This window comes from Acidimicrobiales bacterium (genome assembly GCA_036273495.1).
Lineage (GTDB): Bacteria > Actinomycetota > Acidimicrobiia > Acidimicrobiales > JAJPHE01 > DASSEU01.
This window is the reverse complement of the sequence record DASUHN010000374.1, coordinates 1-8,571: the sequence shown is the minus strand read 5'-3', so window position 1 is coordinate 8,571 and position 8,571 is coordinate 1. Positions and strand designations below refer to the sequence as shown.

The window sequence follows — 8,571 nt, the reverse complement described above, 5'->3', positions numbered from 1 at the left end:
GCCGCCGACCGGGCTGTGGGTGGGAGCGCGGGGCGTGCTGTCGGCGATGGGCGAGGTGAACAACTGGTTCAGCGTCCGGCACGTGGGCATGCCACCGATCGGGCACCTCTGGTCGCTGTCGATCGAGGAGCAGTTCTACCTGGTGTGGCCGGCGCTGCTGCTCGTGGTGGCCCGGGTCCGCCCGCAATGGTTGCTGCGGGCCACCGTGGCGTTGGGCGTGGCGTCGGTCCTGGACAGCCTGCTGCAGTGGAACGGCGGAGCCGGGACCGACCGCATCTACTTCGGTACCGACACCCGGGCTCAGGCCATCCTGGCCGGATGCCTGGTAGCCCAGCTGTGGATCTCGGGACGCCTCGAACGCATGCTCGCGTCACGGGCGGCACGCCGGGGGCTGTTCGCGTGCGCGGCGGGCGTGCTGGCGGCGGTGGCCTGGTTCGCCGAGGACCGCTCCGCATTCCGGTATCGCGGCGGGTTCACGCTGGTGGCGCTGGCGGCGGCCGTCGTGGTCGCGGTCCTGGCGGTGGACGGGGCCATGGAGCGCCGCCTGCACCCGGCGGCTTCGGTACCGGTCGGCGTCCGCATCCTGTCGTGGCGCCCCCTGCGCTACGTCGGCTCCCGCTCGTACGCCATCTACCTGTGGAACTACGTGTTCGCGACCTGGTTCCACCCGCTCGGTTCGTGGTCGTTCGTGCCGGGTGTGGTGGCCACGTTCGGCGCCGCCGAGCTGTCGTGGCGCCTGGTGGAGCGGCCGGCGCTGGCTCTCAAGAGCCGGTGGGCACCGCGTCCCGGAGCCGTAGCGACACCTCGTTCGCCAGCAGCCGTCCCCGCCGGGTGAGCACGGCGCGGTCCCCGGCCGCGTCGATCAGACCCTGCTCGCGCAACTCCCCCGCCGATTCCAGCGCCGCCATCGGGACCCCCCGGCGCGTGCGGAGCGCCAGCTCCAGACCCTCGATCCGGCGGGTGGCCTCGTCCAGGTCCTCCGCCGCCGCTTCGGGGGACCGGCCCTCCTCCACGCTGCGGATGTAGCGCTCGGGCGTCCGCACGTTCCACCAGCGCCGGCCGTCGGCGTGGGAGTGGGCGGCACTCCCCAGACCCCGGTAGCCGCCCTGCTGCCAGTAGAGGAGGTTGTGCCGGCACTCGTGGCCGGGGCGGGCCCAGTTCGACAGCTCGTACCAATCCAGCCCGGCCTGGGTGAGCAGCTCGTCGGCCACGGCGTACATGTCGGCCTGGAGGTCGGGGTCGGGATGGCGGGACGGTTCGGTCGCCAGCGGGGTCCCGGGCTCGACCGTGAGGGCGTAGGCGCTCACGTGCGGGGGCTCGAGCTCGAGCACGGTGAGGAGGGTCTGGCGCCACGACCGCAGGCTCTGGCCGGCGGCCCCGAAGATCAGGTCGGTGTTGAAGGTCGGGATCCCGGCGCGCCGGACCGCCGCCACCGCCGCGGGGACCGACTCGGGCCGGTGGGCCCGCCCCAGGGCCCGCAGCACGCCGGGGGAAGTGGCCTGCACGCCGAGGCTGATCCGGTTGACCCCCACCCGGCGGTACCCCTCCAGGAGGGCGGACGAGACCGTCTCGGGATTGCACTCGACGGTCACCTCGGCGTCAGGCATCCGGGGGACGGCCCCCAGGACCCCGCCCAGCTGCTCGGGGGACAGAAGGGACGGCGTCCCCCCGCCGAAGAACACGCTCGTGGCCGGAGGCAGCCCGCCGGCCCGGCGAACCGCCTCCGCCTCGGTCGCCAGGGCCGCGACGTACCGGTCGGTCAGGTGGTGCCGGTCGTCCCAGGTCGCAAAGGCGCAGTAGTCACAGCGCCGGGCGCAGAACGGGACATGGACGTAGACCCCGAAGGGGTGGGAGCCGCTCAGGGGGTGGAAGCTACCGGTGGAGGCAGAGCCCCAGGGTCTCCAGGCGGTCGCGCATGGCCTCCGGGTTGAGGTCGAAGAACCGCCCGATCGCCTCGATGTCCTCGGTCCGGACCGTCAGCATCCGCCCGTTGAAGTCCTGGCGCTGGACCTGGATCGAGGCCAGGTACCGGCGCAGCAGGTCCCGCTCCGGGCCCTCGATCTCCTCGAGCTTGGTCAGGTCGATGACGACCTTGCCCTCCTCCCGGAGCCGGGTGAGCTCCAGGCGGCTGGCGTCCTCGCTCGTCAGGTCGATCGTGCCCGAGCCCCACACCGGGTCCCCGTCGGTCCTGGGCAGCAACTGGTCGACGGGCACGTTGTAGATCCGGGCCAGCCGCTGCAGCCGGGGCACCGAGATCGACCGCTCCCCCCGCTCGTAGGCTCCGAGCACCGAGGCCTTGAACTCCTTGCCGGACTGGGCCTCGACCGCCTGGAGCGAGAGACCCTTTTGCTTACGCATCGCGCGTAATCGTTCGCCGACCTTGCGAGCGTAGCCAGGGTCCTCCCACTCATCGCTCATAGCAGGGAAGGTACCACGGACGGTCACGATTTGCGCGGATAACTTTCCCAGGCGCCTGGGAAATGCGCCGTTTGACCGAAAGAGCCAGGATGTTGACCACTGTCCGCGGTCAATGCGCGCTCAAACCGAGGTCAACAGCAGATCAACGGCACCTCCCAGCTCACAGCGAAGTCTCAGGAAACCCCCCGGAGGGTGCCTGTGTGACCAGCCCGGCCCGCAGCAGGGCCAGGGCCGCACCCGCCACCACGGCCGCCGTTTCGGTACGGAGAGTGGTCGGCCCCAGGCCCACCCGGGGCAGTCCGTCGGGCAGGTCGCCGGGTGCCCAGCCCCCCTCCGGGCCCACCAGCACGACCGGTCGGGCCAGGGCCGGGGGTCCACCCCCGGCGTCGGCGGCGGCCACCTCCGCCGGATGGGCGGCCACGATCTCGGCCGCCGCGGCCGGCGCGGCTATCCGGGGCAGGCGGGGGCGCCGGGATTGCATGGCCGCCGCCCGCGCCACCCGGTTCAGCCGGTCGAGACCCCGCCCGGCCCGCTCGGCCGACCACCGCACCACCGAGCGCTCGGCCACCAGGGGAACGATCACGTCGATCCCTACCTCGGTCAGCTTCTGGACGGCCCAGTCCCCCCGGTCCCCCTTCGGGAGGGCCACGGCCACGACGAGCTCGGGTCGGGGGGGCGCCTCCAGGACGACCGGCGCCTCGGCCTCCAGGACGGGGTCGGTTCCGGGCGCCAGCCGCAGGCGGGCGGGGCGCCAGGATCCCTGGCCGTCCGCGGCGGTGACCGGGTCCCCGTCGCGCAGCCGGAGCACCCGCACGAGGTGGTGGGCGTCGTCCGGCGCCAGGGGAATGGCGGGGGCCGCCAGCTCAGTGGGGTCGACGAAGACATGGGCCGCGGCGGGAGCCGCCCCGCCCGGACCGCTCAGCGGAAGGCCGAGCGGAAGCGGCCCAGCAGGCCGCCCGCCCCGGGAGGAGCCACCTCCTCCCCCCGCTCCTCGGCGAAGCGCCGCAGCAGCTCCTCCTCGGCGGGGGTCAGCTCGGTCGGGACCTCCACGAGGGCGTGGACGAGGAGGTCCCCACGGCCCCGGCCGTCGACGTGGGGTACGCCCCGGCCGCGCAGCTTGAACACCCGCCCGTTCTGGGTGCCAGCGGGAACCACCAGCTCCTCGGTCCCGTCCAGGGTCTCGAAGGCCAGCCTGGTTCCGAGCGCCGCCTGCACCATCGAGATCGGGAGGCTGTGCACCAGGTCGAAGCCGTCCCGCTCGAAACGCTCGTGGGACTTGACGAACAGGTGCACGTAGAGGTCCCCCGGAGCTCCGCCCCGGGGTCCGGCCGGGCCCCGGCCCGGAAGGCGCAGGGTGACTCCGTGGTCGACTCCGGCCGGGACGTCGACGGTCCACGTGCGCGACTCGGCCCGCCGGCCCTCCCCGCCGCAGTCTGTACAGGGGCTGCGCACCTCCTCACCCAGCCCGCCACACCGCGGGCACAGCGAGGCGGTGACGACCTGGCCGAGGATCGACTGCCGCACCCGGCGAACCTCCCCGGTCCCGTCGCACCCCGAGCAGCTCGTGGGCGTGGTGCCGGGACGGGCACCACTTCCGTTGCACGTGGCGCACGCCAGCGCCGTGCGCACAGCGACGTCGCGCTGGGCGCCGAAGACCGCCTCCTCGAAGGTCAGCTCGAGCGCCACCTCGGCGTCCGAGCCGGGGGGTGGCCCGGATGGGCGTCGGCCCCCGGCCCGCTCGAACCCGCCGCCGAAGAAGGCGTCGAAGATGTCGTTGATGCCGCTGCCGAAGAACGAGCCCATGTCGGGTCCGCCCGCCGCGCCGGCGCGCGCCCCGTCGGGCCCGAACATGTCGTAGCGCCGGCGCCGCTCGGGATCGCGCAGCGTCTCGTAGGCGGTCGTGACGAGCTTGAACCGCTCCTCCGCCTGGGGATCGCCCGGATTGGCGTCGGGGTGCAGCTCGCGCGCGAGGCGGCGATACGAGCGCTTGATCTCGTCCTCGGACGCGCTGCGGTCGACGCCGAGCAGCTCGTAGTAGTCGGTGCTCATCGGCGGTACCGGCTCATCAACCCTCTTCCAGGCGGTGGCCCAGCCGCTGGCTCACCACCGCCACGGCCGCCAGCGCCTGCGGGTAGTTCATGCGGGTGGGGCCGAGGACGCCGATGCTCCCGCGGTTCCCACCGTCGCCGCCATAGGGCGCCACGACCACGGCGCACTCCGACAGCGGCTCCAGGCCGTGCTCGTGGCCGATGGCCACTGACAGGCCCCGGTCGACGACGTCACGCAGGAGCGACACCACCACGAACTGCTGCTCGAGCGTGTCGAGCACCGAGCGCACCGTCTCCACCGCGTCGAAGGCGGCGGCCATCCGGGCCGCCCCGCCGACGAACACCTGCTCCGGCTCATCGCGCCCGTTGACCCGGAGGGCGGCGGTGGCCAGGCGGGTGACACCGTCGAGGACGGCGCTGCCGCTCGGGGGCACGTCGGCCAGGTCGATGAGGCTGCGGCCCACGATGTGCGGGGCCAGGTGGGCGGTGACGGCGCCGAGGTGCTCCTCCCCGACCGCCTCGTCGAGCTCCATGGTGTGTTTGACCACCGCCCCGTTCGACAGCACCGCGAGGACCATGCCCACCCGGGCCGCCAGACCCACCACCTGCACCGAGCGCACCGTGGCGGCCTCGGTCGGAGGACCGACGACCACGGCGGCGTAGGAGGTGAGACCCGACAACAGGCGCGACGTGTCGTGGAGCATCTGCTCCAGCTCCCCATGGGCCCGGGCGAAGAACTCCCTCACCTTCTGGCGCTCCGACGGTCCCAGCGGCCCCGGCTTCACCAGCTGGTCCACGAAGAAGCGGTAGCCCTTGTCGGTCGGCACTCTCCCCGCCGAGGTGTGGGGCTGGGCCAGGAAGCCGTCCTTCTCGAGGGCGACCATCTCGTTGCGTACCGTGGCCGACGAAACCGCCACCTCGGTGCGCTCCGCCACGTGCTGAGAGCCCACCGGCTGGGCCGTCTCGATGTACTGCTCGACGACGGCCCGGAGGATGGCTGCCTTTCTGTCGTCGAGCTCGGAGTCCACTGCAGCCGCCTCCCGGGTGATTAGCACTCGATTGTACCGACTGCCAGGTCGGGGCCCCCGGTCGCCAGCCGGGGGTGCGGGGCCCTGTCCACCCGTCGCCGGGGGTCGTCAACCGGTGTTACGCGGCGCTCCCCCGGCGCCCCGAAAATGCTTTTTCGCCGCGGCATACCTGAAAGTTCAAATACAACCGGTTTTCGGCACTTCCGGCGCCCTTCAACGCGCGCCCCGTGGCGGGATCTGCTCCCGGGATCGACATGGTGCGCGCGGCCGACCACGCCCTGCGTAAATGAGGGCGGCCATATATGAACTTTCATATACGGCCGCCATTTTTGTGTTTCGGGAGGGCGGGGAGGAGAGCTGGCAGATTGTGGGATGACGTCCCTTCCGCCTTCCGGACCGGACCGGAGAGGCGCCGCTACTGTCCCCGCCGTGGCCAACCCGGTGGTGCTGGTGCACGGCTTCGCCTCGTCGTTCAAGCACGGGTGGGCCGACGACGGCTGGCCCGACCTCTTGGCCGACGAGGGGCGGGAGGTGATCGGCGGGGACCTGCCCGGTCACGGCTCGAGCCCCAAGTCCAGCGACCCGGACGCCTACGCCGACCTGGAGGACCAGGTCCTGGCCACCTTCTCGGACCGGCCCCAGGTCGACGCCGTCGGCTTCTCCCTGGGCGCCCGCATCCTCCTGACCATCGCCACCGACCACCCCGAGCGCTTCGGGCGCCTGGTCGTGATGGGGGTGGGGGCCAACCTGTTCCACGCCGACCAGCACTCCGCCGTGGCCGACGCCATCGAGAAGGGGGCGGCGCCCGACGAGATCGGCATGCGGGTCTTCGACCAGCTGGCCGCCGATCCCCGCAACGACCGGGCCGCCCTGGCCGCGGTGATGCGGCGCCGGCCCCCCACCCTGGATGCCGCCCGGCTGGGACGGATCACCTGCCCGGTCCTGGTCGTGATCGGGGAGAAGGACTTCGTGGCTCCGGCCGACGAGCTGGTGGCGGCGCTGCCCGACTCCAAGCTGGTGACGCTGCCCGGGGTGGACCACTTCGCCACCCCGAAGGACTACCGCTCGATCGACGCCGCCCTTCGGTTCCTGGCCTCCTGAGCGGCGGCCGCCTCGGGGGACCCGACGAGCTCCCACTCAGCCCAGTCCACCAGCTGGCTGGGCACGGCCGCCCCCCACGCCGCCCCGGCCGCCCGCCAGACATCGTCGGGACCGTCATGAGGGCCCGGCGCGTAGTCGGGCACCGGCACCATCGGGTGGGGGGCCAGATGGGACGGGGCGGTGGGAGTGACGGGACGGGGCCCGGCCGCCGGGCGGGGCCGCTCAGCAGGGCGGGTCCACCGGCGCCGCGAGAGCACCCAGACCACGGCCGCGGCGGCAAGGATCAACAGCGCCCGCAGCAGGTCGGAACCTCCCGAGCCCGAGGCGGCGGCGCTCGCGTGGGTGGTCGAGGCGGCCCGGGGGTGGCCGGAGGGCACCGGCGTGAGCGGCACCGAGCCGGTCTTATGCAGGGACGCCGCCAGGGCGGCCACGTCGGGAACCCGCACCGGGGGCAGGCGGTCCACCGTGGGCTCGGCGTCCTCCGGCGTGGCGAATCCCTGGCCGAACAGGTACTCGGCCCCCGGGTACATCGTGGCGGGGGCCACGCCCAGCTCGACCACGATCATGCTGCGCCCGTCCCGCTGCGCCTCGGCCACGTAGGTGTCCCCGGCCGCCCGGGTGTACCCCGGCTTCACCCCGACGAGAGTGGGATCGGTCAGGAGCAGCTTGTTGTGGTTGCGCAGCACGTGATGCACCCCGTCGGGGCCCACGAAGTCGTAGATGGGTAGGCGGACCACGGAGCTGAAGGCGGGGTAGGTCATGGCGGCCCGCGTGAACAGGGCCAGGTCCCACGCCGAGATCAGGTCACCCCCGCCCACGGCGAACGAGTCGTCGAGGCCGGCCGGGTCGTTGAGCAGCGGATTGTCGGCCGTGCCCATGCGCTGACCCACGATCTGCGCCAGCCGGGCGAACCCGGTCGTGGATCCGCTCACCCGGTCCGCCAGCGCGACCGCGGCATCGTTGGCCGAGACCATGAGCAGGGAGTGCAGCGTGTCCTGGAACGTCCAGACCTGCCCGGCCTTCATGTTGATCTTGGCCGCCTCCTCCCCCGCGGCGTCGGCGCCGACCGGCACGGACGCGTCGGGTGAAAGGGCCGCCACCGCCAGCAGGCCCGTGACGATCTTCTCCACGCTGGCCGGACGCATGAGGGCGTGGTCGTTGAAGGCCTGCACCACCGCCCCGGTGTCGGCGTCGACCAGCATCCAGGCTCTGGCGGCGGGCGGAGCGGATCCCGGAGGAGGCTGCGCCGCCGGCGAAGCCGCCCCCGTCACCGCCGCCCCCGCCGGGCCCGAACCGGCCGCGACGACCAGCCCCGAGAGGGCCAGCGCGGCGAGCGGGACAGCAAGCTGTCGGCGCATGGGAAGAGAGTAAACACTCCCGCGACACGCCCCGCGCATCCCGCGTGGTTGGGCCCCGTATGACGGAATTGGGCTAGCGTCCGCTGCCCGACCCGGGCGTCAGTCGTCGAGCCGCAGCGCCGAGATGAAAGCCTCCTGGGGGACCTCCACCCGCCCGATTGCCTTCATCCGCTTCTTCCCCTCTTTCTGGCGTTCGAGGAGCTTGCGCTTGCGGGTGATGTCTCCCCCGTAGCACTTGGCGAGGACGTCCTTGCGCTTGGCCTTCACCGTCTCGCGGGCCACGATCCGCCCGGCGATGGAAGCCTGGATCGGAACGTCGAACAGCTGGCGGGGGATGAGCTCGCGCAGCTTCTCGGTCATGCGCCGGCCGTAGTCGTAGGCCTTGGACCGGTGGATGACGGTCGAGAAGGCGTCGACGGGCACGCCGTTCAGCAGGATGTCGATCTTCACCAGCTCCGACGTCTCGTATCCCGCCGGCTCGTAGTCGAGGCTGGCGTAGCCCTTGGTCCGGCTCTTCAGCTGGTCGAAGAAGTCCATCACCACCTCGGCCAGCGGGATGCGGTACACCAGCTCGACCCGCTCCGGGGACAGGTACTCCATCTTGGTCATGTCCCCGCG

9 protein-coding genes are annotated in these 8,571 nt (G+C 72.6%); 2 read left to right on the top strand and 7 right to left on the bottom strand.

What is annotated here, in order from left to right; translation table 11 throughout:
- Window positions 1-835 (top strand): acyltransferase (locus tag VFW24_16200; protein ID HEX5268310.1); only part of this gene is annotated, 835 nt, incomplete at its 5' end.
- Here the strand turns inward: VFW24_16200 and hemW are convergent.
- The 5 genes from hemW to hrcA form a co-directional block, all read right to left on the bottom strand.
- The gene (gene hemW / locus VFW24_16195) at window positions 762-1,862 is read right to left on the bottom strand and encodes a radical SAM family heme chaperone HemW (GenBank protein HEX5268309.1); all 1,101 of its coding nucleotides are present in this window, start codon (window positions 1,860-1,862) and stop codon (window positions 762-764) included. The genes VFW24_16200 and hemW overlap by 74 nt on opposite strands.
- Before the next feature lie 10 nt (window positions 1,863-1,872).
- Window positions 1,873-2,418, bottom strand: a complete 546-nt coding sequence (locus VFW24_16190; protein ID HEX5268308.1) for a transcriptional regulator — start codon at window positions 2,416-2,418, stop codon at window positions 1,873-1,875.
- Window positions 2,419-2,578: 160 nt separating this feature from the next.
- On the bottom strand, window positions 2,579-3,340 hold the full coding sequence (locus tag VFW24_16185; protein ID HEX5268307.1) for an RsmE family RNA methyltransferase: 762 nt from the start codon (window positions 3,338-3,340) through the stop codon (window positions 2,579-2,581).
- Entirely contained in the window at window positions 3,337-4,467 is a 1,131-nt protein-coding gene (gene dnaJ / locus VFW24_16180; GenBank protein HEX5268306.1) for a molecular chaperone DnaJ, read from the bottom strand. The genes VFW24_16185 and dnaJ overlap by 4 nt, the downstream gene beginning before the upstream one ends.
- Before the next feature lie 16 nt (window positions 4,468-4,483).
- A complete protein-coding gene (hrcA, locus tag VFW24_16175; GenBank protein HEX5268305.1) occupies window positions 4,484-5,521 on the bottom strand; it encodes a heat-inducible transcriptional repressor HrcA in 1,038 nt (345 codons plus the stop codon).
- A gap of 402 nt (window positions 5,522-5,923) precedes the next feature.
- Between hrcA and VFW24_16170 the strand changes: the two genes are divergently transcribed.
- Window positions 5,924-6,595: an alpha/beta fold hydrolase gene (locus VFW24_16170; GenBank protein HEX5268304.1), complete on the top strand. Its 672-nt coding sequence runs from the start codon at window positions 5,924-5,926 to the stop codon at window positions 6,593-6,595.
- Here VFW24_16170 and VFW24_16165 read toward each other — a convergent pair.
- Together VFW24_16165 and VFW24_16160 are read right to left on the bottom strand one after the other, a co-directional pair.
- A complete protein-coding gene (locus VFW24_16165) occupies window positions 6,553-7,953 on the bottom strand; it encodes a hypothetical protein (protein HEX5268303.1) in 1,401 nt (466 codons plus the stop codon). The two genes, VFW24_16170 and VFW24_16165, sit on opposite strands and share 43 nt — an antisense overlap.
- Window positions 7,954-8,052: 99 nt before the next feature.
- On the bottom strand, window positions 8,053-8,571 hold a 519-nt coding region (locus VFW24_16160), incomplete at its 5' end, for an elongation factor 4 (GenBank protein HEX5268302.1).

What these genes read in the sequence shown, in the direction of transcription:
- VFW24_16165 (HEX5268303.1), bottom strand. Translation starts at nt 7,953, where the DNA reads ATGCGCCGACAGCTTGCTGTCCCGCTCGCCGCGCTGGCCCTCTCGGGG.
- VFW24_16190 (HEX5268308.1), bottom strand. Translation starts at nt 2,418, where the DNA reads ATGAGCGATGAGTGGGAGGACCCTGGCTACGCTCGCAAGGTCGGCGAA.
- dnaJ (HEX5268306.1), bottom strand. Translation starts at nt 4,467, where the DNA reads ATGAGCACCGACTACTACGAGCTGCTCGGCGTCGACCGCAGCGCGTCC.